Source organism: Rhizobium sp. NPDC090275 (assembly GCF_044772225.1).
In the GTDB taxonomy this organism is placed as follows: domain Bacteria; phylum Pseudomonadota; class Alphaproteobacteria; order Rhizobiales; family Rhizobiaceae; genus Rhizobium.
Map to the genome: position 1 here is coordinate 204,086 of NZ_JBIVYL010000009.1, position 23,223 is coordinate 227,308.

Consider the following 23,223-nt stretch of genomic DNA (forward strand, 5'->3'; position numbering starts at 1 on the left):
GTCCTATTGGCCCGTAAGGGTCACTTTGCTGCTGTCATAGGTCATAAACTCGGCGATGGCGGCTTCTGCGGCGATCTGCTGCATCTGCTGGGCGTTAAGCGCTGCGTTGCCGGCATTGACCGCGCCGACAAGTTCGTTGACGGTCTGTGCCGTCTGGGTCTGGACCTGTGAATTCTGGTCGATCGAGCCCTTGATGTCGGTCGCCGTGCCGATCTGGCTTTCGACTCCCTGGAACGTCTGTACCCGCTGCTGGGTGCTCGCTTGTGTGCCCGATATTGCCGCGGTTAGTGCTGTCGCCGTGTTGACCAGAGCCTGGTAGGATTTGTCGCCGCGGGTGTAGCTTGCGCTGTTCGTCTGTCCGGACAGCGTCTTTACAAGATTAAGGCCGTTCAGAATCGTCGAGGCTGTCGTGCCGTAGGAGCCGAGCTTGCCCCATGCCATCTGACCGGACAGCAACGACGAAAAATCCGGGGCGTTGCCCATCGTGAAACCTGAGCCCAGTGCGGTGCCGGCGATCTCCGCGGTCGAGCGGTTGCCGGTGACGGCAGCCAGGGTCTTGTTGACCGTCTGCAGGATATCGCTGTTGCTGTTCATGATCTCGGCGGTGTTCGAGGCGGTTTCTTTCGCCTGTGACAGCGTCGCCTCGTCGATGACGGGAACCTGCGCGAGCACAGGCCCGGCGGCCGCGAGAAGCGAGAGGCTAAGAAGCGCGGCACAGCCGCGGTAAACGGACGAGGACGGCATGTTCATCTTCCTTCCTGCTGTTGTGGGTCCTGATGTTCCGGGGTCGTTAAGCTCACTTTCGAGGGATCGTAGGCCATCACTTTGGCGGTCGCGCTATCGGCCGCAGAGAGATCGAGAAGCCGCTGGTTGCGGAGCTGATTGGCTGTCGAGACCGCCTGGATCGCCTGGTTCCAGACTTGCGCGTTGGAGAGCCTGGTGACGGCATTCTGTTCAAACGCGCCTTTGATCGTCGTTGCCTGGCCGATCGTGGAAGACTGGGTGGAAAGCGATGTCGTATTGGCGGAGATTGCCGCAGCGACGGCGGCGAGCGAGGCCACCGCCTGCCCGACATTCTTCGTCTTGATCGCCTGGACGGTATTCGCAACGCTGAGCAACACCGCGAAATCGTTGCCGCCGATCGTGGTACCCGTGAGCGCCTGGCCGATGACAGTCTGACCGTTCACCGACCGGATGCCGCCAAGATCGCTCTGGATCGTGACGCTGCCATGGATATTTTTAGTTGGCGCGACCGATCCCTGCTTGAAGGTCCTTGCCCGCAGCATGCAGACGGCGGTGTTGGTCTCGGTCTTCTCCCGTTTCGCATCGGTGACCGGGACCTGGGCGAAGGACGGCGCGGGGATCAGGAAGAGGGTGGCAGCGACGAAGGCGCTGAGGGACAGGCGCATGTTCATTCTTGCCTCCAGCCGCAAAAGTAGGGAAGCCAATCCTCAGGCGCGTCACCGAACTTTTCCCGCAGCCGCTCACATTCGGCGACGGTTTCGGTGCGACCGGACAATACTTTGATAAATTCGGGCAGTGCCGAGAGATCGAGCCTTGCGATGACGCTGTCGTGGTCGTGTTTCACGAGGAATTGGCGACTGGTGGATGAAGTCGACTTCACCCAATCGAATTCCGTCTCCGACAGACCGAAGGCACCCACATAGCTATCGCGGTCGGCCTTCGGGCTCGGGAAGAAGATGTTCGTAGGGCTCTGTTCGAGCAGCGTGTGGGAAATCTTTGCTGTCGTGATGTCCCGCGGCGACTGCGTTCCAAGTCCGATGATCCCGTTCTTCTTACGGATCGTCTTGAGCTGGTCGTTGAGGAAGCTTGCCGCTTTCTCGTCGCCGAGCACTTTCCAGCCCTCGTCGATGAACAGCATCATCGGACGGACTCCGTCGAGCATCCCGCCGATACGGAAGAAGATGTAACCCAGTGCTGCAGTCCGGATCTCCGGATCATCAAGGATCGCGGTGAGATCGAAGCCGAAAATGCCGCGCTCGGCGTCCCAGCTATCGGTGGGGTTGTCGAAGAGCCAGCCATGCGTGTCGCACCAGACTTCGAACCGCGAAGCAAGATCGTCGCGGCCGGCCATTTCGGCACCGCGCAAGAGATGGATGACATCACGGAATTGCCGCTCGCGGATGGGTGCAGCGAAGATCTGCCCGACGGCGATCGTCAGGATCTTTTCCTGCTCGGCGGACAGTTTGTCGCCCTGGCTGCGAGGCCGCACGAGATAGGCGAGCAAGTCATGGAGGAAGGCCCGGCCTTCCGGGGTATCCTCGATCTGCAGGGGATTGAAGCCGGTAGCAACGCCGGGCTTCAACACCTCGTATTGCCCGCCGCAGGCCCGGATGAAAATCTCTCCGCCCCGATCCTTGTCGAATAGGGCACAGCGCGGTTGCGGGCTGGTGCGCATCGCTTGCGACAACAGGAAGAGCAGGCCGACGGTCTTGCCGGAGCCTGTCGGCCCTGTGACGATGAAGTTGCCGACATCACCCTTGTGAAAGTTGAAATAATACGGCGTCATCGAGGTCGTCTGGAGGAGAGAGATCGCCGGCCCCCAGCGATTGCCGGCCGGCCTGCCGAGCGCAAAGTTGTGGTAGGAGGCCAAGCCGCAGAAGTTCCGAGAGGAGATCATTGCGCGCCTGGCGATGTAGCTGAAATTTCCAGGCAGTTGCGCCCAGAATGTCGGCTCGGCGTTGAGGTCCTCGCGCACCACAACCATGCCGGCGTTCTGCAGCTCCTTGGTGACAGCTTGGCCGCAGGCCTCGGTCTCCTTGATGGAATTACCGAGCGCCATGACGGAGAGATGATGGTAGCCCATCACGGCGCGGCCGTTGACTAACTCGTCCTTGGCGATCGAGATCACGCTTTCGAGGCTGGTGCCACGCTCGTCCGAGACGCTGATCTGACGCTCGATCCGGTCCATTTCGGAAAGGACCGGTGCCCGGTCCTGCAGGGCAAAGCTTTGAGTGAGGATGAACTCGCCCGCGACCTTTAGCAGCCCGTCCAGCATCCCGGCCGCCGTATACGGTGGATACTCTCGGACCGACAACATGGCGCCGAAACGTGTTTCCGCATCGTTGGTGCCACGCATCTCCAGCATGCGCCGACCGAACGTGATGCGCCGGGTCGGCAGATATTCGTCGAGTGGCATCCGGGGCAGAAGCATATTGACAGGAACCCCGCCACTCAGGAGCCGTGCAAAAAACTCGAGAGGCTCCGAAACGGCGCTGCCGTTGCGCATGGTCACGCGCAGGAGGCGCGCGCCATAGCCCTCCATTCCCTTGACGATGTTGGCAACGTGATCGCGCAATTCTTGCCTCCCCTCAAGATCAAGTGCACGGGCGGATACGCCAGTCGCCTTGCGGAAGCGCGACAGAATGTTGTCGGCAAGGCCAACTTTGCCTTGGAAACCCCGGCGGATAACTGTGAGATAAAGTTCGTTCGAGTACATGCGCGTCGTCGATAGCGCCTGCATGTAGCGTTCATCGAGCGCTCTGCAGAAGTCGAGCGAAAATTCTCCCTCGATCGCCGGAGAGATGCGCCGCCTCAGGATATGCGAATAAACTGCGAAGCGGCTGTCAGACAGAGCGCGAAGCAGCGTATTGCGATTGGCCGCCTCGTTGTCGATGAAGGTCTGGTCGGCGGTCTGATGGCAGAAACCGTCGATCCGGATGACCGAGACAAGCATGCCTTCCTTCGTCCGTAACGTCTCGTCATCGACGTGGCGCAGGTAGGGGACATGTTTTGAAATCGATTTTTCCCGGGCGATCTCGGCGCTGAAACGGAGACCGTTGTGGACGTCGCTCTGCATTCGTCTCTCCTCACGGTTGGTAGGAATTTCCGCCCCAGAAGTGACGATTCCGGACCCAGGGGCATTTGACGAAGCGCATCCTGACGACGTTCGCGAGATGCGGATCGCGAACGGTCATCACATAGGCCGCTGCGTGCAGCGGCAGGAAGAGCAGGAAGGTCGCGAGGTTCTTGGTGTTGAGAAAGGTCATGACAACGATCATCAGCTCTCCGACGAAGAGACCGATCGGGACGCCCCACATCATCCGGGGGCGCGTCAGCGCGATCACCAGCGGTGCGATCTGCGGCTTTTCGAGTTCAGGCATCAGTTTCCAAGCCCCGACGACATCGTGGTGACCAGCTGGGAACCGCCGAAGATGAAGGCAATGCCGACGATGATCGAGAAGCACCACGACCACGGAATGCGACTTGTGAGCGCGAGGTAACCGACGGCCGCGCAGGCGATCGTTGCGGCGGTGGTGGCGAATGTACCGGTCATGAAGTTGAGGAGCGTCGTAAACACCGAATTGATCGGCTGGAAGACATCGCCCGCGGCAAGAGCGAGATCGGCCTGGCCGAACAGGATGATGGCAATTGCCAGGCCTTGGAGGGCAAGCACTCGGCTGCGGCGGGAAACGAGCGTCTTCTTGGGTTCATGGACGGTATTCATGAATAACTCCCTGCTATTGGACATAAAGAACCGAGCCGCCGATCCAGGTGGGGACGGAGGGTTCTGTTTTGCTTCGATTGATCGGGATCGGCTGGGCTGAGACGGTGCCAGTGTCGGTGGCGCCTTTGTCGAGGAGGTCGACGCCCGTGGCAACACTCGTCGAATGCACGGCGTCATTGCGACGGAGGCCGCCCTTCAACGAATTGTCGAAACCATAATAGGCATTGGCGACGAGTGCTGTGTAGTTCACCGTCTCGGCGATCGCCGGCACCCCGCCTGAACGCAGGATGCGGTCTTCGCCGGCGTTGTAGGCGGCGACAACAAGGAGGATATTGCCTCCAAAGAGGCCATCGAGGTCCCTGAGATAGGCGATGCCGCCGCGAATGTTCTGGGCTGCATCGCATATGTCGGTCACGTCATAGCGTGCTGCCGTGGCGGGCATAAGCTGCATCGGCCCACGTGCCCCGGAAGGCGAGTTGACCTTTCGGCCATAGCCCGACTCCTGATCGGAGATCGCCAGCGCCAGACGCGTATCGACGCGTTGCTTCTCGCTTTCCTGACGAATCATTTCCTTGATCGTGTCGGGCGCGGTAGCGCCGTCGATGCAGGTCACGGTGCCGGGAACGGCCTTGACGTCTGCGGAAGCCGCCGGGTTCGCCGCGACCGCCAGAGCGATGAGTGCCAAGGGAAGGAAAGGGTGATTCATGGTGTTGCCCGCGTTATTAATTTTATATATACAAAGTTGATTAGCCGAAGCAACCGGTAAAAATGCTATGGAGCAACTAATGATGAACAGATCGCTGGCTGCCATGTTCGTGGTGTCTTGTCTGGCTACAGTCTTCCCGGACGCGTCGCCGGCGCATGCAGATGATGCGGAATGGGGATGTCAGGTGCTTCTCTGCGCGGCTTCGTCGAACCCGTCATGGCAGGGTGTTCCCTATTGCGTGCCGCCAATGGTCAAGCTCATCACGGAGATGGCAAAGCCGCACTTCTCCTGGCCTGTCTGCTCGGGCGCCGGGACCAAGGCGCCTGGATATGAGCGATATGCCGACTGCCCGGCGGGCTTTAGCGTCGGCTACACGTCGTCGGGCGGCGACCACAGCTACAATGGCGAGCCTAATCTCTGTGTGAAAACGGTAAACCGTTGCGGATCGCGGTCCTACTTTGGCCACGACGGTGGTAGATGCGTTGAGACGATCTCCGAGCCGCGTCCGGTGCGGGGGCAGCCCTACTACTTCGATATCCGGCAGTCGTCCGGCGCGACGCAGCGCTTCTGGTTCGACTTGAACCATTGAGCAAATAATTTTATATATGTGAAGTTGATTTGCGAAGGGTATCCGATATGCGAGACCAGAGGATCGTCATCTACGAACCAGTCAGGAAGGCCGATCCGGAAGGTGCCAAATATTGGGGTTTGCTTTGGCTCGCCGTCATCGTCCTGCTACTGGTGTCCTGGGGCTTGAGTTGGATGTGGCGGGAGGCTGGCGCCGTGATCCACCATCCGTTTGAGGCACCGCTATACTCGCTCTTCGTCCTTGCAATCTTCGCGCTTGCGCACGGCCTGCTCGTCTGGAGCGCCTTTCGAATTCTCCGCCGGCTGTTCATTGTTGGTCGCGCGATGATCCTCGCCTTCGCCGATTTGGTGGTGGGCCTGCTGCGCAAGATCCGCAATCGCCTCTCCGGAACAAGGATGTAATCCATATGATACCGAGCCACCTCCTGTTTACGGGCACCGTTGCTGCCGGGATCGTGTTCGCCGCCCTTGCGCCCGCCGGGCAGAGCCATGCGCAGCAGGGTTATGCCTTTCAGCTGCAGCGGACGACGCCGGATGCCCGCCACGATCCCGACGGTGTCTGGAGTGATGACGACCTTGCATTCATCCGGCAACAGGGACAGATGCCGACGATCTATACGGCCCGGATCACCACGCCTTCAGGGGAGTGGCTCCTTTCCCAGACCAATGGCGACTGCAATATGCAGGGAATGTGTACCGCCCTGCTCATCCTAAAAAAGCCAGGTGCCTCACCTGTTACGATGGCCAATCCCCAGCTCCCGCTTGGTGGTACTGCGATGCTTTCGCTCAACTACAAGAAACTTGCCACGAAAGAAGTCGACCAGAGCGGCCGGCCCTTTGATGGCTCTTACGACGTGGCGCCGATCCGATGAGCACCGCAGCCGCATTTTCCATCCTGCGCAGGTTGCGGCCGGGGCGACGCGACGTCAGCGCCAATACTGGTCTCGTGCTCGGCTTCATTGCGTCCTTTGCATTCGCCGGCGAATCCGCGGTCAGCCTGCTGGCCGCGGGCATGCCCGCCGACTGCGCCGAATACGCATCGAACGTCACACAGAGCGAGGGAAGTTTTGGCAGCGTCTCGCCCGCGGTGAATGGTACGCGTTGCTACGGCGCCTTTCAGTTCTGCGACAGCGGCACGCTGCAATCCTACTGGTCGGGATCGACCGACGACTTTCTCGCCAACCCTTCCGTCCAGGTCGCGGCCTGGGAGAAATATGAAAACAATCAGTGGGCGCAGGCCAGCCGGCTCGGCCTCACCAGCGCAGTTGGCCAACAGGTTTGTTACAACGGGACCTGCGCTGTCATCTCGCAGTCCTCGATCCTGAAGGCCTGTCAGTTCGGATGCGGCAAAGGCGGGAAACTCTATAATCTCGTTCAATCCGGGTTCGACTGCAGCGCCCCGGGAACGAAGGACGGCGCGGGGACGAGCGTCTGCTCCTATCTGATCTCCGGCGCCGGTTACAACGTGAGCTGCATCACCAACTCGAATGACGGTGTCGATTGCTTGCCCGTCGAGAGCGGAACAAAGAACGAATAAGCCATGCACAAGCCAAATGGGTTCCTGTTCATAGCCGCTGCTAGCCTGTTGGCCGCCTTCTCCGCATCGGCCGAGAGCGCGACGAAAACATTTGCGATCGCGCGAATGGGAATCACATTTCTGACGGGTGATAGCTGGCAGGAGGCAGGACAGCGGTTTCGGCTCTACGGCGTGCAGTCTTGCCTGCGCGGTACCTTCTATACAGACAAAGCGGGCGAGCATCAGGATTGCGGCGCGGTTTCTACCGCGATGCTCGCCGCGCTCGTGCGCGATCTGAAGCCGCTCTGCGCGGCTGTTGCGCAGGTCGCTGCCGGACAAACGGACCCGGCGACGCTTCTTGTAATCTGCACGGGCGATGTCCACGGCAGGAAACTCGACCTCGGAGCCACAATGATCACGCAGGGCTTTGCTTTTGCGGCCATCGATAACGGCAGTCACCCGGTTTATCTTCCCTACCTTCTTGAGGAAGACATAGCTCAGCAGGCGCGCAAGGGCTTTTGGGCTTTCCCCGACCTGCCCCACCCCAACGCTATTCTGTTGGCAAAGCCCCTGCACTGAAATCAGCCAACACCACTCCGAACTTACAGTACTGTTGGTCTCGACTCGGAAAATCGAATGGCGCGTCCTTCCGAACTCCATTACAAGGGGCGAAGACCCACGCCGAGCCAATGGACCGGAGATGACTGCAGCTTCCCACAAACTGGACATTCGGAAAAAATGGTGGTCGGTCACCCTCGATGAGAATCTCGTCGAGTGCCGAGCAACCGTGCCGCGCGAGGGCCATGACCGGATCAAGGTCCTGGCCGGTCTTTTGGGCGAGAAGCTTCCTGTTTTGGTGGGCAAGCTGGTGATCTCGGCGCTGACGATGTATGAGCGCGGTGTGGAGGAAACGCCGAGGATCGAGGCGACGCCGCAAGCCGTCATGGCGCGCGACGCAGGCGGATCGTCGTATAGTAATTCCGTTGACGACCTCTGCCGGTCGATCCTTAGCTCGCGTTTTCCGGACGATAATGGTGCTGCCCGCATGCGCCAATGCGCAATGGTCACGGCAGTAGCTGTCGAAACGGCCGCCGGCAAAAAACCGAGCGTTTCCACCATCGCCAAGCTTACCGGCAATCACCCATCCCAAATTATGCTACTTGCCCAGGCGCTCGAAGATCGCAACGTGCTGCTTCGCATCCACACGCCAAATGTGAAAAAAGGCCGAGCAGCAAAGATGCTCCAGATCCGGGCCGACGCGGTAGCCGAACTGGGCAAAGTCCATGTAAGCGCCACGGGACGACCAATATTTGCTGATGCGATTTAAGTGGAGGCTGCGGCGTGGAACTCACTCTTTCGCCGGCCTGATTTTGAATGGCTGTCACTCGTCATCGGATGGCGTGATCCACATCGTCACTTCGTAGCCGAACGCAGTCATGGTCCGACCGAGCTCTGGGCCGTTCGATGTATCGAGTTCGTCGGACTTTACGACCGAAGCTGTTATCGAGCGACCCTTCTGAAACTGTTCCGCAGCCCATTCTCCGAAACTGTGACATCCGTGAGCGCGAGCGAACTGGTCGAGAGCAAAACCCATGCCCGCGATACTCGAAAAACCGTCATAAGGAACGTCAAGCGTAAGAGTTGCTAAGGTCTCCAGCATTTTGGCACGCATCCCATAATGATTAAGTAAGCGGTAAAGCCGGTTAGGTGGATGAAGCCGGCCGAAACGGACGGATTTTGCGATAAAGTCGCAGGGGTACGGAAATCGGGAGGCTTATTAAGTCCGCCGTGCAATCGTAACCCCTATAATGGGCCTCGCGGGAAAGGACACTCGAGGGCTGAAGCATGACAAATCATGGACTGTCGCAATGTGACGCCGCGCGGGCTCGTCCGAGGCCGCCACAGCCAGCTACTCGCGGTTGGCGCTTGTTTTCCGATAGAGGCGGTCACAGCCAGCTTCCTTTTCGTTAAGTCAAGGGAACGATATGTTGGTCAAAAGAGCTCTTCCACGGCGACGGAAATTCTTTACGTTTGTGTCCAAGGCAAATTCGGAAATGCATTTAGAACTAAAACAACCGGGCGCCAGGGGAGAGTTTCGCACTACCATCTATGAGAGCGTTAGATCCTATCGGTGAATCGGCCAAAAATTGCACGATATAAAACGAGATCAAACGAAATAAAACGAAAATTTCGCTCGCAAGTACCTGTTTAAAAAGGAATTTTTCCGGTCATTTTTCGCGATATTTCTTGCAGCCACGGCTTCAGTTCGCTATCCCGGCCGGATCCGGCCCATTCCAAACCAAGCGGAGCGATCGTCGTCAAAAATTGACGACATCACTCGGAAAAATTCCCTTGGTTTAAGTCTGTTCAGGCTCGCGCTCGAAATATCACACCACCTATCCTGTCCCACGACGTGGTGTAGCTTTGACGACCACGGCTTATCCCAAGGGCCGGATGAGTGTCAGCTTGCGGCTGGCAGGCTGATGAGCAGATCATCGGTCATCGTGCCGATGGTGTTCACACCCACGGCGATGAGGACCGCAACAGAGACGATGCGACCGCCGCGCCGGACCTTTAAGTAGGTGGCATCGATCCAGAGGTATGGCCACTCGCCCTCGATCTTCTCGTCGATATCTTCGCACAGGCGGCTGACTGGCTCTTGGAGATGCCGCTCATTCCCATGGCCTTGACGAGGTCATCGACGGATCGGGTCGAAACGCCCTGGATGTAAGCCTCCTGAATGACAGCCGTCAGAGCCTTCTCGGCCATCCGGCGCGGCTCGAGGAAACTGGGAAATAGCTGCCAGTACGAAGCTTGGGTTGCCCGCCCGTGTCTCCCAATCCCGGTCGCTTGGCAAGTCGGAAGCCATTCTTCTAACCATAGCCCGCACCGGTCTTCGTGCCAACCTCCAGGGCTATCAGCTTTTCGGCAGCAAAGCCGATCATCTCGTGCAGCAAATCGGCGTCGGCGCTCTTTTCAACGAGTGAGCGTAGGTTCATCATGTCATCGGTCATCGGTGGTATCCCTCAGGTTGGTTCTAAGCAACCCGACCATACCAGAAAACGCCGATGGCTATGAAATCCAGCTACACCACTTCCCGGGATACGATCAAATCACCCACGAGTGTGAGAGCGACATGCAAGCCATGATGCAGATCCACCCCAATGATCTGCCATTAGCGTCGCGATCCTTGATCCCTCATTGGGGGATGGGGGCAGGCAGCCGCGTTAGAAAACGCTTGAGGGCCCAAAGTGCCAACAAATTGTACGGCAGTTTTCCTAGTGAATAGTGCCCACAGTTCAACTCGAGGACCTCTGGCTTTGCTCCCTCTCGGTCCAATGTTTGGATAAAGCGTTTCGTTATCTCTGGCAGGACTACTTTGTCTCTCGTCGCGAACACTACCTGTAGTGACAGTTCCGGTCGCGCTAACTTATGAGCGAAATTCTCCAAATTCAGCGGTGCCCACGCCCTTCGCAGATCAGCGAGCGCGATCGCGGATTCCAAGGTGTCGCGGATTGATCGCGTCGCGCGCCCCGTCCAAACCATGTCTGCGAGACTTCCAGCGGTCAAAAATAGCGAGGCCTTCGACACGTTGCGTTCATGCGCAGCAATCAGGCCAGCCACCCACGACCCAAGGCTTATTCCCAAGACTGATACCTCTTGGTAGCCTTCGCTTTTCAGCCATCGGATGATCTTGCGCCCATCCAACACGGCCTGTCTCATCGACTGGATCGTGCGTCCGAGATTTGCGCTGAGCATGTAGTCGGCGTAGCGCGCGCCGGGCCGGCTGCGTTCGAAGTGGTAGGGCATGGCAATCTCAACGACCGTGACCCCACGCCGCGAGAGAAACCTTGCGATCGAGCGACTTCGCGAGGTGGCGTTCCAATGATGAAAAATCACCAAGACCCGATCGCGCGAGCCACTTTCGGCGAGCTCTGCCCGAACAGTGTTATTCTCTTCAACATCCGTGGCAATCTCCGAAGGAAACTTGAGCCATCCATTATGCCTTTCAAAATCCTGCTTGCTCCCGCCTGGGCCATCGTAGAAACCGCCATCGGACACAGCCTGATAAGCAAGTACACAAAACTCTTCGAGAATGCTTATCCCATGGGTGCCTGGAAATGCCAGGCCGGCATCGAGGATAAAATCTGTTGCTATCTTTGCTTCGTCGCCGCGCTGGGCCCGAAGTTCGTCCCAAGAATCAAGCCAACTATGATACACTCTGATTGCTTTCTGATTTGCGCGCTCGCGATGGCCCGAGCTCGGGATCAAACAGGCTGTATGTTGCGAGGAGCACGCTGGCCACGAGTAGGATCGAAAAGCCATCAAAAGAGTCGATCAACAGGTAGGCGATAACGAGTAGACCTACGACGGCGCACATCTTCCATAAAGCCTCGCGAAGCAGCTCTTCGGCATTCAGTCGGACCGTACCGTAGAGGAAAACAACACAGGCCGAAATGGCGACGAGGAGGCTGCTGTAATGCGTTGGCATTCTGTAGCCAAAGCCATTGGCGCTATGATTGCTTTGATGAGCAACTGAAAGCAAATCGTGGACTATCCAACTCACAACATCCCCTCCATTCGAGCTCAGATAGGCGCTTTGGACCTTCATACATACTGCGACAAGGATACCAATTACGGTACATCGGAAAATCTCCCGGATAACTCTCAAGGTGATTTCGTCGCTCTCGTGCCGATGTTCGATCCCTAATTGAGCTTTCAATCCTTCTTCGATTTTCCAAAGATCGTGGGCGATCGTATGGAGCAAGATGAGGCCCGCGAAGAAAAGATAGAAACAAACGCACATATACAGGTATGCCAGCGCCGTGAAGATTATCTCCACCTGCACCGTGACGAGACGAGGTTGCACAAGCGCTATCGTGCCCCAACTTGTCGCGTAGTCATCGCCGCCTTTCAGGAGCGGTATCAAGCACACTCCAATCCACTGGAAAATACCCGCGAACATGACGCAAATTACGAAAACTGCCCAGTATGTATAAGCATATGCTTGGACTTTGGCCGTCCACGCTGGGTCGCCTTTCGACAAGCTAACCGCCGCCAATAGTGTGGGACGCGCCTCATTTTTCCAAAAGGACAGCAACTCGGTCACGAATGCAAAAAATAGCGGTAGGAGTACCATAAACAGAACCGTCCAGTTCGGTGCCCACAAGAAGCCCACCTGTTTTGCTACCCCATCCGAGCGACTGTAAGTGGCACTGTGGATTCCAATGATGTACGACAAAAATCCGAGAGCAGTGACGCCCGCGAATGCCGACGCAGGAAGGTTCAAGGGAGATCCAGTACCGAAGAGAGCCTCCGACGCTTGGGCAAGGCTGAAGCCTTTATTCGGCGGAGCTACCTGACTCATGTGTGACGGGGCGCTGACACTGTGTGCCCGCTCGTCGTAGCTCTCAACGCCGAGCTTTCCTAGCACCGATGTGGTGGCGGCCGATTTCTTGGACTCTCGCCTCTTGGTGGTGAGGCGTGATTGCGCCTCGCGCAACTCGAGGAGCCACTCGGTCGTCGCTTCCTTATCGCCGCAGCCGAGGACCCGTGCCAACCAGTTGATGTTTGACGCGCTTATCCCCTTATCGTTTTCTTGGAACCAAAGCTGCACCGTGCGCAAATCGACCCCGCCCCGGTTCGCGTCGATTTGCGAAATTGCCTCTGCCAGGAGCTCAGGTGTCCACGGACCTTGCGGAAACCCGTCAACGCCCAATGGTCGCCCGGCACCCACAGCAGCGAGATGTTTAAACAGTTCCTTGAAGTCGCGCCCATCTTTAGGTGGTGCGACAAAAATCTTGCCGTTTTTTTCCAATGGCTCACGTGCTCAAATTATTCCTCATCCAACGCGGTTGGTCCCGTTTAATCCTCCTCAACAGTCGTGCAGAGGCGGCGACAAACCCGCCACGCGGGCACGGGCGACTTTGGTGTTGCTTCAACGTGAGGGCTGATCTTTGTTTTCAAAGTGGAGCAATCGTTTCAACGCCGCGGTCGGGCGAGCACCGATCCCATTGAAAGTCAAATTCTTCATCTCGATCCCTTGTTTTGTTGAACCGGGTGGGCTGCGACCGGTCAATGAAGACATTTATCTTGTATCAGCGGTCATGTGAACCCCCTCGACCTCCGCGAAATCAATCACGCAACAATTTTGGGGAGTGCGCTTGCATCCGCCACGATAGACTATCAGGTAGGCGCCCGATATAGGGGCCCGGCTCTGGATAGGAGAGGACATGCTGCATTTCTCAGTCGGTCAAAACGCTGCGCTTGCTAAAGACCAGTAGCTTGATCCGCATCTTGCCGATGGACTGCATCAGGTCGCCCATGCCGACTTCGCGAACCGGCTTTGACATCGGATGTAAGGGGTGGGTTCTAGAATGAAGTGCGACTTGCTAATGATCCCAATGGGTTATCAATTGCAAGGACGATGCAATGAAGCGCACCTACTCTCAGATTGGCTTGGACGAACGCCGTAAGATTGCCCGCTGGCGGTTGGCTGGGCTCAGTATCGACGCCATCGCGGAGAAACTCGGAAGGCACCGTTCGACGATTTTTCGCGAAGTCCAGCGCAACATATTCGTCGACAAGGAAGTTCCTGATCTCAGCGGCTACTACTGCGTGACAGCGCATCAGATGGCCTGTGAACGCCCTTTGAAGCTGCGCAAGCTCGCGCGCTTCTTGCATGTCCGGCAATCGGTGATCGAGCGGATCGTACACCGATGGTCACCGCAGCAGATTGCCGGACGGATGCGTCTGGAGCTCCATCCGATCTCGGTGAGCCACGAGACGATCTACAAATTCGCGTGTTCCGCCGACGGCCAGGCCATCAAGCTGTGGCGACACCTGCCGGAACGTCGTGCCAGACGCAGGCCAAGACACGCCAGACGCAAGCACGGCCAACGCTTTAGCTCGGATCTGAACATTCTGCGACGTCCCAACACTGTCGCCGACCGCAAACAGTTTGGGCATTGGGAATGCGATCTCATCCAGTTCCGCAAGAAGTTCGGAAAGGCCAACGTCACGTCGCTCGTGGAGCGCGTGAGCCGATTTGCGATCTTCCTGCGTAACAACGACCGTCAGTCACGTCCGGTCATGGACGGTCTCATAAAGGCCCTCAAGGCCCTGCCCCATCTAGCCCGCCGCTCGATCACCTTCGATCGTGGCACGGAGTTCACGGACTGGCCCTATCTGCAGGCGAGCATCGGTACCCAAGCCTGGTTCTGCGACCCGCAATCGCCGTGGCAGAAAGGCACCGTCGAGAATACCAATGGCCGGGTCAGGAAATGGCTTTCGAGAGAAGTCGATCCATTGTCGGTTACAGATGCCGATCTGATCGAGATTTGCAACCGGCTCAACGCAACACCCCGCAAATGCCTTGGCTATCGAACACCGGCAGAAGTCTTCCGCAAGAAACTGCTCGCGCAGATCAGACATGCCGGTTAGCTTGATGAGACGCAAAAGTCGCGGTTCACCATGAACTCACACCCTAGAGTACAGGAACGGCGCACTTGGGTTAGCTTCTCCAAAAAATTCCCTAATATGCGCGACCTATCACATGTTGCAAAGAACCCAGGAGGCGCTCTATCGCGTTAAGGCAGAAGGGAAAGATGGCTGGCAATGGTTCGCAACACCAGCCGCCTAACCCTGGATTAGCAGGCCTAGAATTCTTGCCAGTTCGCTTCCTTCGTGGCAAGTGCAGCGGATCCGCGTGCCGCTGGCGGCGAGACTGAGCGCATGGGTCGCGCAGGGTGCGACGCGACAGAGGGCTGTGCGACCCGCGCGTGAGAACCGGGTGCTCGCACTGCATCATCGAACCTGAACTGCTCCAGAAGTTCAAATAGCGCAGCTGCTTCCTGAGCCAGACCATGACTTGCCGCTGTTTGTTCCTCAACCATAGCCGCATTCTGTTGCGTGCCCTGGTCGACAGTATTGATCGCCTGGTTGATTTCCCCCAGCGCAGTCGACTGTTCTCGAGCGGCTTCGACGATCGCGACGACATTCGTGTCGATATCATGGACCTGCGTTGCAATCTCCTGCAGCGCGGATCCTGCCCTCGTGACGAGAGATACGCCGTTCTGCACCTGGCTACCTGATGCGGTGATGAGGGTCTTAATCTCCTTGGCAGCTGTTGCGGAGCGCTGTGCAAGTTCCCGGACTTCCTGAGCGACGACGGCGAAACCTTTCCCGGCCTCCCCTGCCCTTGCAGCCTCGACGCCAGCGTTGAGCGCAAGAAGATTGGTCTGGAAGGCGATCTCGTCGATCACGCCGATGATATTGGAGATCGATTGCGACGATTGCTCGATCTGATCCATGGCGCTGATGGCGTCTCGAACGACCTGACCTGAATGCTCGGCATGTTGACGGGTCCGCCCGACGAGCTCGCCGGCTTCCTCGGCGCGGCGGCTCGAATCCTTCACGGTCGTGGTAATCTCTTCAAGGGCAGCCGCTGTCTCCTCAACGGAGGCCGCCTGCTGCTCGGTGCGTTTGGCAAGTTCATCTGCTGCGGTCCGGATCTCGCTCGAACCGGATGCAATCGCGCGGGCATTATCGGCGACTGTTGCCATTGCCCGCTTCAGCTTGTCGGAGGCAGCATTGAAGTCTGTGCGCAGCCGCTCAAGCGACGGAATGAACGGCTTTTCGATTTTCTGCGAGAGATCGCCATTGGCGAGATTATCCAGGCAACTGGCGAGCTGATTGACGTTGTCGACGCGACCCGTGACGTCGGTGGCGAACTTCACGACCTTAAAGACCTTACCGTTCATGTCGAAGATCGGATTATATGAGGCCTGAATATAGACCTTGCGGCCGCCCTTCCCTATCCGCATGAACTCATCCGCAGCAAGATCGCCGCCGGCAAGCTTCCGCCAGAACTCCTGGTAGGCGCTTGACGCTGTGTAAGATGGCTCGCAGAACATCGAATGCTGCTTGCCTTGGATTTCGGGCAGTGAATAGCCAAGCGCCGAAAGGAAGTTCTCGTTGGCTGTCACGACCTCGCCAGTCGGCGTAAACTCGATAACGGCCTGCGCGCGCGACAGCGCTTCAATCTTCCCGGCGTCTTCAGAACTCTTGAGTTTCTGAGCGGTGATGTCTGTGGCGATCTTTATGACCTTGACCGGCTTGCCGCGGCGAATGACGGGATTGTAGGAGGCCTCGATCCAGACCTCCTTACCGCATTTACCGATCCGCTTATATTGCTGTTGGTCAAACCGACCGGCGGCCAGCTTTGACCAGAAAGCCTTGTAATCGGGCGATTGCGCGTAGGCGGGATCGACAAACATGCTGTGGGACTTCCCGACGATCTCGGAAAGCTCGTAGCCGAGCGCCCGGCAGAAATTTTCGTTTGCAGTCAATATTTTGCCGGACAGATCGAACTCGATCATGGCCTGCGACTTGGAGAGCGCGGCGAGTACCGCAATAGCATTGGCACCACGATCAAGAATAGTCACGGACATTCCTCTTCCCAGGAAAGTAACTTCGATAGTCTGAATTCTGGCACTCGAATATTAATTCCGCGTTAATAGTAAATTTAGCGTTTGTCAGGTATTTCTATGGACGATGTTCGAGCCATTCACTCAGGGGCCAACCGATGCCAAATCCACTCGTAGACAAGCAGGGCAAATTCATCCAACCGCCATTGCGTTCGTTCAACCGGTACATCGAGCTCGGGATGAATTGCATTCTGAAGCTCAAGATTGATGACGCAGAGAATCCCGAGGCCGCAAAGTCCATCCAGTTTTCGATGACGCCGCAGCAATGCAGGGATCTGGCCGAGAACCTGAAAATCTGCGCCGACGTTATCGAATGGGAAAGACCAACATCGCCGCAGTGATAATTGTTGTTCTCATCTCGCGGCGTCGCCCCTTGCAATCTAGATTTTTATCGGGATGACACTACAACCAACTATCAAATTGCACATTATGGTCGGCTGCTTATTCCTTGGATGAAAACATTGCCTTTTTCCCGATCGCCTTTACAGACAGACCTTGTGGACGCAACGGTCGATCTGAGATCGCTGCCGAACCGTCGCCACATCCCGTCTCACCCGTTTATCGATATGCTGCGCCGCTCGGTGGCTTTCGATTTCTTCGCCGTATCCGGGCTCGATTTCGACGGCTATCGGTTTGGCAGCGGACTCTCCATCGATACAAATGTTCCGCCAGCCTATCTCGACGCCTATTATGGCGACGGCCTTCTCGCGGTCGACCCCTTCGTCAAGGCGTCCATGAGTGCGGTGGACGTTGTGATAGAGGAGCGCGTCTATCAAAAGGAGCCGCCACCCGAGCGAATCCTGTATCTGGCCCGAACCTTTGGCGTTCTGAACCGAACGCTTTTCCCTGTTAGGCGCGGTGACATCCTTTTCGGCGCAGTCACTTTCTCACGATCGAACGCCTTCACGGATTGCGAATTGCATTTTCTCGGCGATGTAGCAGAGGTGACCCACAAGGTTCTGACCCGGCCGATCATGGAAAAGTTCTCGGCCCAGACGTTGAGATTATCGGAGGGTGAACTGCTCTGTGTGAAGCTTGCCAGCTTTGGAAAGACCAGTGAGGAAATCGCCGAGGCAAGTGGCTACGCACCGGATACAGTCAATACCTACATCAGGGCCGCAACGCGTAAACTCGGCGCCAAAAACAGAGGGCATGCAATTGCCGAGGCGCTCAGACGGGGTCTGATCTCGTAAAGGCGATTAAGAAATCGTTCCATTAATGGCAACTTGAAAGAAAAATGATTTTAACAAATTGGCGTGGAAATGGCCCTCCGATCTTATCAAGTGTCGATCCGCCTGGTGGCAGCCGCAAGTTATGAGGCACAGGCCTTTGGCGTCTTCGCGGCCATGCCGTCGTTGACAGCACAGCGTAAGTGCCCGGAAATGATCTTTGTTCGGTCCCATTTCGAGATCTACAAGGCGATCTCGCTGTAAATCCGGAGCATCTTTGCCGGATATAGGCCGATGGTCGAGCCCCTGTCCCTCGACGAAGCCTATCTCGACGTGACAGACAAACCTCAAATGCATGGCGATCGCCCCTGAGGTCGCCGAGGAAATTCGCGCCAGGATTTAGTTTCTGATAGATGTGCGAGTCGAGACTCGTCCCCCCGAGATTACTCCTGCGATATCCCCGCCCTATCCGCCATGGCAGGAGGTCATGAAGGTGAGCAATGACACGTGCCTCGGGACGCCAAATAATTCTTACGAATGGTGATTGCGACTAAACACCTAGCCTTGTTCGGAATACCTGGCCAGATTCGCCCGCAACAAATCCACGATCAGATCCCTTGCGGGGTCACGAACAGCCCTCATCCACGCCGCAGATAGGGGAAGGCTCTCCTGCCGTTCCGTTTCGGCCATTTTTATTGGAATATATTTCACACCACTGACATTCAGCTTGGACGTCCAGCGGGGCACGATCGCGGAGCCAATTCCGGCCGCGACAAGGTTTACTATCGTCTGTTTTTCGTCAGCGATTTGCGCGATCCTTGGACGCAGACCGGTCTTGGCGAAAAGGTTCATCGTCAGATCATGGCTATGAGGGCGAGACCGCCGTTCGGGGACGATGAGAGGCTCGTCTGCCAGAGCGCCGATCGTTACCTCTTCCAGCGATGACAGCGGATTTGCCGCGGGGATCGCAATCACTGCCGTTTCGAAGAAAAGCGGCATCACAACGAGATTGCGGCTCATTCCCTCGCGTGGCCGGATGAAGATCAGATCGAGCCTGCCCGCGAGAAGCTTTGGAATAAGCCGTATGGACTTGTCTTCAACAAGCTGGGTGACGATCGCGGGTGAAACTTCGCGAAAATCGTGCAGAAGCAACGGGACGAGACCGGCCGCCGCACTGTCGATCGCGCCGATCCGCAACGTTGGCGCGGAGCGACGCCGTGAGGAGCGAAACTGCTCAGCCACATCTTCGAGCCTAGTCAACAGCGGCCCAACTTCACTCAAGAGAAGATGGCCGTCGTCCGTCAGCGCGACACTGCGCGTCGTCCGGTTCAGCAAACTGGTTCCAAGCGACTCCTCGAGAAGCCGCACATGCCGTCCCAGCGACGCTGGAAGCATGCCGACCTTCTGAGCTGCCCTGCCAAAATGCAGCTGTTCCGCGACGGCCACGAAGCACCGCAATTGCTCAAGTTCCATGGGCGGCGACTATATCAATTATTTATATAAATGAATAGGCATTGGTAAAAGATTGAGACCTCGCTACCGTTTTGAGATGGCGCGGGAGGAAGCGCGCTTTATTCGAACATAGGGAGGAGATTGCCATGTCGAGCGATCTGGAAACGCGCGTTATGCGTAAGAGTACGTGGCGCATCGTGCCATTCATTATGGTTCTTTATCTCATCGCCTTCATCGATCGGGTTAACATCGGTTTCGCGTCACTGACGATGAATCAGGACCTCGGTTTCTCGTCAACCGTTTTCGGTGTTGGGGCGGGTATCTTCTTTGTTGGCTATTTTCTGTTCGAAGTGCCTTCTAATCTGATCCTGAACAAAGTTGGCGCTCGTATCTGGATCGCACGGGTCATGATAACCTGGGGTATGGTCTCGGGCGCTATGGCGCTGGTGCAGGGACCGACCAGCTTCTATAGCTTGCGTTTCCTGCTAGGCGTAGCAGAAGCCGGCTTCTTCCCGGGCATTATCCTTTACCTGAGCTACTGGTTCCCAGCGCGCCGCAGAGCCGCCGTCACCGCCATGTTCATGGCCGCAGCGCCGCTCGCCACTGCGATTGGATCACCAATCTCCGGCGCTCTTCTGGAGATGCATGGCATCTGGGGCCTCGCTGGCTGGCAGTGGATGTTCATCATCGAAGCCGTGCCGGCAATCATTCTTGGTGTCGTCGTCCTGTTTTTCCTTACCGATCGCCCGGAGCAGGCCAAGTGGCTGTCCGACGATGAACGGGCATGGCTTGTCAACACCATGGAGCAGGAACAGGCCGGCAAGCCGAAGGCAAGCCACAGCATCTGGGCCGGCCTCGCCGACATTAGGGTTCTTGCACTGGCGCTTGTCTATTTCGGTACTTCTGCGGGTCTCTACACCCTGGGAATCTGGTCTCCGCAAATCATCAAGAGCTTTGGCCTGTCGTCGATGCAGGTCGGGTTCCTCAATTCGATCCCCGCTATACTTGCCGTGATCGCAATGATCCTTTGGGCGCGCCATTCCGACAGGACGGGAGAGCGTACCTGGCACGTGGTCGGAGCTTGCCTGCTCGCATCAGCAGGTCTTGCATTCGCTACGGGAGCAACCAGCGTATTCACGGTTCTCATCGCCTTGGCCCTCGTGAACATCGGGATCAGTGCATCCAAACCGCCACTCTGGAGCATGCCAACGTTGTTTCTTTCCGGTCCTGCCGCTGCTGCGGGCATCGCGACGATCAACTCGATCGGCAATCTCGGCGGCTTCGTCGGTCCCTCGATGATCGGCTGGATCAAAGATACGACCGGAAGCTTTGCCGGCGGGCTCTATTTCGTGGCCGCACTGCTCGTCCTCTCCGCCGTCGTCACCCTCATTCTGGCCCGGACGAGCAGCTCGCGCGATCCTCAGACCACCGCTTCTATCCAATAATGATTTCAAAAAATAAGGAGAACGACCATGCGTGAATACAAAATAGCCGCCATTCCTGCCGACGGCATTGGGCCCGAAGTGATCGCAGCCGGCCTGCAAGTTCTTGAAGCACTGGAAAAGCGCAGCGGCGACTTCAAAATCCACTCCGAAACCTTCGACTGGGGTTCCGACTACTACAAAAAGCACGGCGTTATGATGCCGGCAGACGGTCTGGAGACTCTCAAGAAGTTCGACGCCATTTATTTCGGCGCCGTCGGTGCTCCGGATGTGCCTGATCATATCACCCTGTGGGGCCTGCGCCTACCAATCTGCCAGGGCTTCGACCAGTATGCGAACGTCCGTCCGACCAAGATACTGCCCGGCATCACCCCGCCGCTGCGCAATTGCGGCCCGGGCGACCTCGACTGGGTCATCGTCCGTGAGAACTCGGAGGGTGAATATTCCGGCCACGGCGGGCGCGCTCACAAGGGCCTGCCAGAAGAAGTCGGTACGGAAGTGGCCATCTTCACCCGCGTCGGTGTAAGCCGCATCATGCGTTACGCCTTCAAGCTGGCCCAATCGCGGCCGCGCAAGTTGCTCACCGTCGTCACCAAGTCGAATGCCCAGCGCCACGGCATGGTCATGTGGGACGAGATCGCCGCGGAAGTGTCGAAGGAATTCCCGGACGTCACCTGGGACAAAATGTTGGTCGATGCCATGACCGTGCGCATGACGCTAAAGCCGGAAAGCCTCGACACCATCGTCGCCACCAACCTGCATGCCGATATCCTGTCGGATCTCGCAGGCGCGCTTGCTGGATCGCTCGGCGTGGCACCCACCGGCAATATCGACCCCGAACGCCGCTTCCCATCGATGTTCGAGCCGATCCACGGCTCCGCCTTCGACATCACCGGCAAGGGTATCGCCAACCCGATCGCCACCTTCTGGACCGCAGCGCAGATGCTCGAGCACCTTGGAGAGAAGGAAGCGGCAGCACGCCTGATGACCGCCGTCGAGCGTGTCACCGAGGCCTGTATCCTGACCCCTGACGTTGGCGGCAAGGCCACCACGAAGCAGGTCACCGAGGCCGTCTGCGAAGCGATCGCCGGCTCCAACATACTGAAGATGGCTGCTGTCTGATGACCTGGAGCGATGCTTCCGCTCGCGACGTGCTGCGCCGAATGTTCGACGCAGCCGTCGCAAGCGCGGACCCGATGCACGTCGTCGCGAAGCATCTGCCGAATCCACCGAAGGGACGCTGCATCGTCGTCGGGGCAGGCAAGGCCTCGGCCGCAATGGCGGCAGCGCTGGACACGGCATGGAGCGGCGTCGAATTGACCGGGCTGGTGGTCACACGTTACGGCCACGCCGTACCGGCCGGACGCATCGAGATCATCGAGGCGTCGCATCCGGTCCCGGACAGTATGAGCGTCGAGGCTGCAACCCGTATCCTTGCAAAACTTCGCGATCTTGGACCGGACGATCTCGTCATCGCCCTAATTTCGGGCGGGGGCTCTTCGCTTCTGGTCTCGCCTGCAGCCGGCATGACGCTGGCGGACAAGAAAGCCGTCAACAAATGCCTGCTCACTAGCGGTGCGACGATTTCCGAGATGAACACGGTGCGCAAGCAGCTTTCCGGCATCAAAGGCGGACGGCTGGCGGAGTCAGCCTATCCCGCAAAGGTCGTCACCCTGGTCATTTCCGACGTGCCGGGCGACGATCCATCGGAGATTGCCTCCGGGCTGACCGTCGCCAACCACACAACGGTCGATGATGCCCGAGAAATCGTTGCCCGCTACAGGCTCGACCTGCCGCAGGCGGCCGTGACGCTGCTTGCCGAGGGCGGATCCGCCGCTGGCGCTGTGCCTGTGAATTCTGACGTAAGACTGATTGCCTCGCCTTCGATGGCGCTGTATGCAGCGGCAGAAGTAGCGCTAGCGCACAATCTTCAGCCTCTTATCCTTGGCGATGCGCTGCAGGGCGAAGCAAAGGAAGCAGGCACGCTCTTTGCCGGCATCGCCCAGTCTGCAAAGGACAAAGGGTTGCCCATCAAAGGACCGGCGGTGATCCTTTCTGGGGGAGAGACATCGGTTTCGCTTCCGGCGGGCTCAAGCGGCCGGGGCGGCCGAAACACCGAGTTCCTGCTCAGCCTCGCTATAGGCCTGAACGGTACAAAGTCCGTCTGGGCAATTGCGGGCGATACCGACGGCATCGACGGCGTCGAGGATGCTGCCGGCGCCATCGTTACACCCGATACGCTAGCCCGTCTGCGGGAAGCCGGGGTTACGCCGCGCCAGGCACTTGCCGAACACGACAGCTACACGGCTTTTAAGGCAATTGGCGACCTCGTCGTCACTGGCCCCACTCTCACCAATGTCAACGACATTCGCGCCATCCTAATAGGATAGGAAC

The 23,223-nt window shown here is 57.8% G+C and carries 23 protein-coding genes and 2 pseudogenes; 13 read left to right on the top strand and 12 right to left on the bottom strand.

What is annotated here, in order from left to right; genetic code table 11:
• Window positions 1–3: 3 nt before the first annotated feature.
• The 6 genes from ACIQUB_RS22605 to ACIQUB_RS22630 are packed head-to-tail and all read right to left on the bottom strand — an operon-like array spanning window position 4 to window position 5,279.
• Window positions 4–750 (bottom strand): type IV secretion system protein, encoded by a 747-nt coding sequence (locus ACIQUB_RS22605; RefSeq protein ID WP_402932392.1) that lies wholly within the window; start codon window positions 748–750, stop codon window positions 4–6.
• Window positions 747–1,415, bottom strand: coding sequence for a hypothetical protein (locus ACIQUB_RS22610; RefSeq protein ID WP_402932395.1), 669 nt, complete (start codon window positions 1,413–1,415; stop codon window positions 747–749). The genes ACIQUB_RS22605 and ACIQUB_RS22610 overlap by 4 nt, the downstream gene beginning before the upstream one ends.
• Window positions 1,412–3,820 carry a VirB4 family type IV secretion/conjugal transfer ATPase gene (locus ACIQUB_RS22615; protein WP_402932398.1) on the bottom strand — a complete coding sequence of 803 codons (2,409 nt, stop codon included), beginning with the start codon at window positions 3,818–3,820 and terminating at the stop codon, window positions 1,412–1,414. Before ACIQUB_RS22615 ends, ACIQUB_RS22610 begins: the two co-directional genes overlap by 4 nt.
• 10 nt (window positions 3,821–3,830) lie before the next feature.
• Complete coding sequence (locus ACIQUB_RS22620) at window positions 3,831–4,124, bottom strand: type IV secretion system protein VirB3 (RefSeq protein ID WP_402932401.1); 294 nt, start codon at window positions 4,122–4,124, stop codon at window positions 3,831–3,833.
• Window positions 4,124–4,468, bottom strand: a complete 345-nt coding sequence (locus ACIQUB_RS22625; RefSeq protein ID WP_402932404.1) for a TrbC/VirB2 family protein — start codon at window positions 4,466–4,468, stop codon at window positions 4,124–4,126. Before ACIQUB_RS22625 ends, ACIQUB_RS22620 begins: the two co-directional genes overlap by 1 nt.
• A 13-nt stretch (window positions 4,469–4,481) precedes the next feature.
• Window positions 4,482–5,279, bottom strand: coding sequence for a lytic transglycosylase domain-containing protein (locus ACIQUB_RS22630; RefSeq protein WP_402932407.1), 798 nt, complete (start codon window positions 5,277–5,279; stop codon window positions 4,482–4,484).
• Here ACIQUB_RS22630 and ACIQUB_RS22635 point away from each other — a divergent pair.
• The 6 genes from ACIQUB_RS22635 (at window position 5,254) to ACIQUB_RS22660 (ending at window position 8,605) form a co-directional block, all read left to right on the top strand.
• Window positions 5,254–5,763 (top strand): hypothetical protein, encoded by a 510-nt coding sequence (locus ACIQUB_RS22635; RefSeq protein ID WP_402932410.1) that lies wholly within the window; start codon window positions 5,254–5,256, stop codon window positions 5,761–5,763. The two genes, ACIQUB_RS22630 and ACIQUB_RS22635, sit on opposite strands and share 26 nt — an antisense overlap.
• A 47-nt stretch (window positions 5,764–5,810) precedes the next feature.
• Window positions 5,811–6,164, top strand: a complete 354-nt coding sequence (locus ACIQUB_RS22640) for a hypothetical protein (RefSeq protein WP_402932413.1) — start codon at window positions 5,811–5,813, stop codon at window positions 6,162–6,164.
• A 5-nt stretch (window positions 6,165–6,169) separates the two neighbouring features.
• The gene (locus ACIQUB_RS22645; RefSeq protein WP_402932416.1) at window positions 6,170–6,634 is read left to right on the top strand and encodes a hypothetical protein; all 465 of its coding nucleotides are present in this window, start codon (window positions 6,170–6,172) and stop codon (window positions 6,632–6,634) included.
• Window positions 6,631–7,299: an acyltransferase gene (locus ACIQUB_RS22650; protein WP_402932419.1), complete on the top strand. Its 669-nt coding sequence runs from the start codon at window positions 6,631–6,633 to the stop codon at window positions 7,297–7,299. Before ACIQUB_RS22645 ends, ACIQUB_RS22650 begins: the two co-directional genes overlap by 4 nt.
• Before the next feature lie 3 nt (window positions 7,300–7,302).
• On the top strand, window positions 7,303–7,857 hold the full coding sequence (locus ACIQUB_RS22655) for a thermonuclease family protein (RefSeq protein WP_402932422.1): 555 nt from the start codon (window positions 7,303–7,305) through the stop codon (window positions 7,855–7,857).
• Between the two features lie 121 nt (window positions 7,858–7,978).
• Window positions 7,979–8,605 carry a hypothetical protein gene (locus ACIQUB_RS22660; RefSeq protein WP_402932425.1) on the top strand — a complete coding sequence of 209 codons (627 nt, stop codon included), beginning with the start codon at window positions 7,979–7,981 and terminating at the stop codon, window positions 8,603–8,605.
• 54 nt (window positions 8,606–8,659) lie between these two features.
• On the opposite strand, the gene ACIQUB_RS22665 is transcribed toward ACIQUB_RS22660, so the two are convergent.
• The 4 genes and pseudogenes from ACIQUB_RS22665 to ACIQUB_RS22680 all read right to left on the bottom strand — a co-directional run bounded on the left by ACIQUB_RS22665 (window position 8,660) and on the right by ACIQUB_RS22680 (window position 13,096).
• Window positions 8,660–8,938 (bottom strand): hypothetical protein, encoded by a 279-nt coding sequence (locus ACIQUB_RS22665; protein ID WP_402932428.1) that lies wholly within the window; start codon window positions 8,936–8,938, stop codon window positions 8,660–8,662.
• 846 nt (window positions 8,939–9,784) lie between these two features.
• A pseudogene (locus ACIQUB_RS22670) lies at window positions 9,785–10,292 on the bottom strand (transposase); the annotation flags it as partial.
• Between the two features lie 184 nt (window positions 10,293–10,476).
• Complete coding sequence (locus tag ACIQUB_RS22675) at window positions 10,477–11,499, bottom strand: alpha/beta fold hydrolase (RefSeq protein WP_402932430.1); 1,023 nt, start codon at window positions 11,497–11,499, stop codon at window positions 10,477–10,479.
• Window positions 11,489–13,096 carry an RcgA family putative transporter gene (locus ACIQUB_RS22680; RefSeq protein WP_402932433.1) on the bottom strand — a complete coding sequence of 536 codons (1,608 nt, stop codon included), beginning with the start codon at window positions 13,094–13,096 and terminating at the stop codon, window positions 11,489–11,491. The genes ACIQUB_RS22675 and ACIQUB_RS22680 overlap by 11 nt, the downstream gene beginning before the upstream one ends.
• 614 nt (window positions 13,097–13,710) lie before the next feature.
• Here ACIQUB_RS22680 and ACIQUB_RS22685 point away from each other — a divergent pair.
• Window positions 13,711–14,721: an IS30 family transposase gene (locus ACIQUB_RS22685; RefSeq protein ID WP_402932436.1), complete on the top strand. Its 1,011-nt coding sequence runs from the start codon at window positions 13,711–13,713 to the stop codon at window positions 14,719–14,721.
• Between the two features lie 215 nt (window positions 14,722–14,936).
• Here ACIQUB_RS22685 and ACIQUB_RS22690 read toward each other — a convergent pair whose 3' ends face one another.
• Complete coding sequence (locus tag ACIQUB_RS22690) at window positions 14,937–16,730, bottom strand: methyl-accepting chemotaxis protein (protein WP_402932439.1); 1,794 nt, start codon at window positions 16,728–16,730, stop codon at window positions 14,937–14,939.
• Between the two features lie 134 nt (window positions 16,731–16,864).
• Here ACIQUB_RS22690 and ACIQUB_RS22695 point away from each other — a divergent pair, with 134 nt between their 5' ends.
• From ACIQUB_RS22695 to ACIQUB_RS22705, 3 genes and pseudogenes are all read left to right on the top strand, one after another.
• Window positions 16,865–17,107 carry a hypothetical protein gene (locus ACIQUB_RS22695; protein ID WP_402932442.1) on the top strand — a complete coding sequence of 81 codons (243 nt, stop codon included), beginning with the start codon at window positions 16,865–16,867 and terminating at the stop codon, window positions 17,105–17,107.
• A gap of 156 nt (window positions 17,108–17,263) precedes the next feature.
• The gene (locus ACIQUB_RS22700; RefSeq protein ID WP_402932445.1) at window positions 17,264–17,959 is read left to right on the top strand and encodes an autoinducer binding domain-containing protein; all 696 of its coding nucleotides are present in this window, start codon (window positions 17,264–17,266) and stop codon (window positions 17,957–17,959) included.
• A gap of 102 nt (window positions 17,960–18,061) precedes the next feature.
• Window positions 18,062–18,335, top strand: a pseudogene (locus ACIQUB_RS22705) (DNA polymerase IV); the annotation flags it as partial.
• A 158-nt stretch (window positions 18,336–18,493) separates the two neighbouring features.
• Here the strand turns inward: ACIQUB_RS22705 and ACIQUB_RS22710 are convergent.
• The gene (locus ACIQUB_RS22710) at window positions 18,494–19,408 is read right to left on the bottom strand and encodes a LysR family transcriptional regulator (RefSeq protein WP_402932447.1); all 915 of its coding nucleotides are present in this window, start codon (window positions 19,406–19,408) and stop codon (window positions 18,494–18,496) included.
• A 125-nt stretch (window positions 19,409–19,533) separates the two neighbouring features.
• On the opposite strand from ACIQUB_RS22710, the gene ACIQUB_RS22715 reads away from it, so the two are divergent.
• Genes ACIQUB_RS22715 through ACIQUB_RS22725 form a run of 3 tightly spaced genes read left to right on the top strand, consistent with a single transcriptional unit; the run spans window position 19,534 to window position 23,219 of the window.
• Window positions 19,534–20,832 (top strand): MFS transporter, encoded by a 1,299-nt coding sequence (locus ACIQUB_RS22715; RefSeq protein WP_402932449.1) that lies wholly within the window; start codon window positions 19,534–19,536, stop codon window positions 20,830–20,832.
• Window positions 20,833–20,859: 27 nt separating this feature from the next.
• Complete coding sequence (locus ACIQUB_RS22720; RefSeq protein WP_402932451.1) at window positions 20,860–21,951, top strand: tartrate dehydrogenase; 1,092 nt, start codon at window positions 20,860–20,862, stop codon at window positions 21,949–21,951.
• Window positions 21,951–23,219 carry a glycerate kinase gene (locus tag ACIQUB_RS22725; RefSeq protein ID WP_402932454.1) on the top strand — a complete coding sequence of 423 codons (1,269 nt, stop codon included), beginning with the start codon at window positions 21,951–21,953 and terminating at the stop codon, window positions 23,217–23,219. The genes ACIQUB_RS22720 and ACIQUB_RS22725 overlap by 1 nt, the downstream gene beginning before the upstream one ends.
• Window positions 23,220–23,223 lie beyond the last annotated feature (4 nt).

Excerpts from the sequence above, each read along its gene's own strand:
- ACIQUB_RS22725 (WP_402932454.1), top strand. The coding sequence starts at position 21,951 with ATGACCTGGAGCGATGCTTCCGCTCGCGACGTGCTGCGCCGAATGTTC.
- ACIQUB_RS22635 (WP_402932410.1), top strand. The coding sequence starts at position 5,254 with ATGATGAACAGATCGCTGGCTGCCATGTTCGTGGTGTCTTGTCTGGCT.
- ACIQUB_RS22650 (WP_402932419.1), top strand. The coding sequence starts at position 6,631 with ATGAGCACCGCAGCCGCATTTTCCATCCTGCGCAGGTTGCGGCCGGGG.
- ACIQUB_RS22690 (WP_402932439.1), bottom strand. The coding sequence starts at position 16,730 with ATGTCCGTGACTATTCTTGATCGTGGTGCCAATGCTATTGCGGTACTC.
- ACIQUB_RS22640 (WP_402932413.1), top strand. The coding sequence starts at position 5,811 with ATGCGAGACCAGAGGATCGTCATCTACGAACCAGTCAGGAAGGCCGAT.
- ACIQUB_RS22665 (WP_402932428.1), bottom strand. The coding sequence starts at position 8,938 with ATGCTGGAGACCTTAGCAACTCTTACGCTTGACGTTCCTTATGACGGT.
- ACIQUB_RS22720 (WP_402932451.1), top strand. The coding sequence starts at position 20,860 with ATGCGTGAATACAAAATAGCCGCCATTCCTGCCGACGGCATTGGGCCC.
- ACIQUB_RS22655 (WP_402932422.1), top strand. The coding sequence starts at position 7,303 with ATGCACAAGCCAAATGGGTTCCTGTTCATAGCCGCTGCTAGCCTGTTG.
- ACIQUB_RS22710 (WP_402932447.1), bottom strand. The coding sequence starts at position 19,408 with ATGGAACTTGAGCAATTGCGGTGCTTCGTGGCCGTCGCGGAACAGCTG.
- ACIQUB_RS22645 (WP_402932416.1), top strand. The coding sequence starts at position 6,170 with ATGATACCGAGCCACCTCCTGTTTACGGGCACCGTTGCTGCCGGGATC.
- ACIQUB_RS22605 (WP_402932392.1), bottom strand. The coding sequence starts at position 750 with ATGAACATGCCGTCCTCGTCCGTTTACCGCGGCTGTGCCGCGCTTCTT.
- ACIQUB_RS22660 (WP_402932425.1), top strand. The coding sequence starts at position 7,979 with ATGACTGCAGCTTCCCACAAACTGGACATTCGGAAAAAATGGTGGTCG.
- ACIQUB_RS22695 (WP_402932442.1), top strand. The coding sequence starts at position 16,865 with ATGCCAAATCCACTCGTAGACAAGCAGGGCAAATTCATCCAACCGCCA.
- ACIQUB_RS22625 (WP_402932404.1), bottom strand. The coding sequence starts at position 4,468 with ATGAATACCGTCCATGAACCCAAGAAGACGCTCGTTTCCCGCCGCAGC.
- ACIQUB_RS22610 (WP_402932395.1), bottom strand. The coding sequence starts at position 1,415 with ATGAACATGCGCCTGTCCCTCAGCGCCTTCGTCGCTGCCACCCTCTTC.
- ACIQUB_RS22715 (WP_402932449.1), top strand. The coding sequence starts at position 19,534 with ATGTCGAGCGATCTGGAAACGCGCGTTATGCGTAAGAGTACGTGGCGC.
- ACIQUB_RS22630 (WP_402932407.1), bottom strand. The coding sequence starts at position 5,279 with ATGGCAGCCAGCGATCTGTTCATCATTAGTTGCTCCATAGCATTTTTA.
- ACIQUB_RS22685 (WP_402932436.1), top strand. The coding sequence starts at position 13,711 with ATGAAGCGCACCTACTCTCAGATTGGCTTGGACGAACGCCGTAAGATT.
- ACIQUB_RS22615 (WP_402932398.1), bottom strand. The coding sequence starts at position 3,820 with ATGCAGAGCGACGTCCACAACGGTCTCCGTTTCAGCGCCGAGATCGCC.
- ACIQUB_RS22620 (WP_402932401.1), bottom strand. The coding sequence starts at position 4,124 with ATGCCTGAACTCGAAAAGCCGCAGATCGCACCGCTGGTGATCGCGCTG.